Genomic DNA, 1864 nt, shown 5'->3' with positions numbered 1-1864 from the left:
CGGGATAGGGGCTGATCTCACAACCAGCCTCCTCCCACACCACCGTACATACGGGTCCGTATACGGCGGTTCGGTTATGTTGATCGTCGCCTTCCTATAACTCTGGCAGGCCCAGTCTGACGAACAGGTTATTGGGAAGTGCTATGTTCAGCGCCGGGCTACAGCTCACCCGCCACTGTTTATGGCAACTTCCCACCGTCTGCGCCGCGAGGTCTTTGCTAACCCCGCGATTGTGCAGCTCTTTATAACGCTTGCCGCCCGTTTTCCACTGTTTCCAGAGGACACTCCGCAGCCTGCGCCTTATCCACCCGTTCAGCTCTCTTATCAGCGATGGCCACTCGTTCAGCCTGTAGTAGCTTTTCCAGCCCGTCATATATCGCTTTAACGGCTCGATTAGCTGCTCCAGGCTTCTGCCCGTGTTACGTCCCGTCAGTTCCCTTATCCGCGTTTTGAACCGCTTCACCGATCCCCGCGACACCACGCACCACACTTTCCTGCCCCTTATGAAGCTGTAACCCAGGAACTTACGCGACTCCGGATGCGCCACTGCGCTCTTCTTCGCATTCACCTTCAGCTTCAGTTTACGGCTCAGCCAGTGCGTCAGCCCCGCCATCACACGATTGCCTGCACGTTCGCTTTTCACATACACATTACAGTCGTCTGCATAACGGGCGAACTTCAGGCCGCGTTTCTCCAGTTCCTTATCGAAGTCATCCAGCAGCAGATTCGATAACAACGGCGACAGCGGGCCGCCCTGCGGCGTCCCTTCTGTCACCGGCCTTACCAGACCGGCTTCCATCACGCCTGCATTCAGGAACCTGCGGATAAGTGACAGCACCCGTTTATCCGACACCCGTTTCGCTATCCGGCTCATCAGTACATCGTGGTTCACCCGGTCGAAGAACTTCTCCAGATCGAGATCGACCACCCAGTGATACCCGGACCCAATATATTCATGAGCCTGTTTCACAGCCTGATGGGCAGAGCGCCCGGGGCGGAACCCGTAGCTGCTGTCGCTGAACGACGCATCCCACTGCATCTGCAACACCTGCATCATCGCCTGCTGGATAAAACGATCCACCACCGTCGGGATACCCAGCAGACGTTCGCCGCCGCAGGGTTTCGGGATGGTCACTCTTCTTACAGGGGATGGGCGATAGCTGCCGGACAGCAGTTGCGCTTTCAGTTCGGGCCAGTGGTGTTTCAGGTACTCCGGCAGTTCGCTTACGCTCATGCCGTCGGCTCCCGCCGCACCTTTATTGGCCTTCACTCTTTTCAGGGCTTGCCTGAGATTGACTGGTTCACAGATGGCTTCCATCAGCCACGCTGTTGACGACGGACTTTCTCTGGTCGTCGGTGCCTGCCCGGTTTCAGCCCCCCGGGAACCGGCGTCCGGGGCTTCACCCCTTCTTCGGGCTTCAGGGCCGCGATGCGTTTTCTGCTGCATGACCGTTCAGAACCTCCGCTGATACTCGTCACTCATTACCGTTCGGGCCTTCAGACGTCACGTCCTACTATGCCCTCTGCTGACTCCTGTCCACCGGTCAGCGCACCTTACGATGCACTCAGTTCTGAATACAGAACGCCGGACAGGCCTCCCGGGGTAAGCTCAGCCGCTTTCACCACACACCTGCCCAATCTACCACCCCGGCTCTTGATGGTTATGGCCTTCGCAATCACATGCTTGCTCCGCCAGTCGGGTAGGCCTTATATCGGGTTTCTGTCCGTCAGGTCATGGTTTTGCTCCACGCTTCCTTCAGACCCCGCCTCACGACGACGCCCTTGCGCTTCACTAGTCCTTCGCCACCATCAGGCTGGACAGGGGACTTTCACCCCCGAGCTGCTGAGCATGCCCGGCACACAT

The 1864-nt window shown here is 58.0% G+C and carries 1 protein-coding gene; it reads right to left on the bottom strand.

What is annotated here, in order from left to right; all coding sequences use genetic code 11:
- Nucleotides 1–94: 94 nt before the first annotated feature.
- On the bottom strand, nucleotides 95–1447 hold the full coding sequence (gene ltrA, locus AACW11_RS17245; RefSeq protein ID WP_212587041.1) for a group II intron reverse transcriptase/maturase: 1353 nt from the start codon (nucleotides 1445–1447) through the stop codon (nucleotides 95–97).
- Between the last annotated feature and the right edge of the window lie 417 nt (nucleotides 1448–1864).

Source organism: Yersinia sp. Marseille-Q3913 (assembly GCF_963892745.1).
GTDB classification, from domain to species: domain Bacteria; phylum Pseudomonadota; class Gammaproteobacteria; order Enterobacterales; family Enterobacteriaceae; genus Yersinia; species Yersinia bercovieri.
The sequence above is the reverse complement of the archived record's forward strand: the minus strand, read 5'-3'. Positions and strand labels throughout refer to the sequence as shown.

Bases quoted from the DNA above. Each gene is read 5' to 3' on its own strand.
- ltrA (WP_212587041.1), bottom strand. From the start codon at position 1,447: ATGCAGCAGAAAACGCATCGCGGCCCTGAAGCCCGAAGAAGGGGTGAA.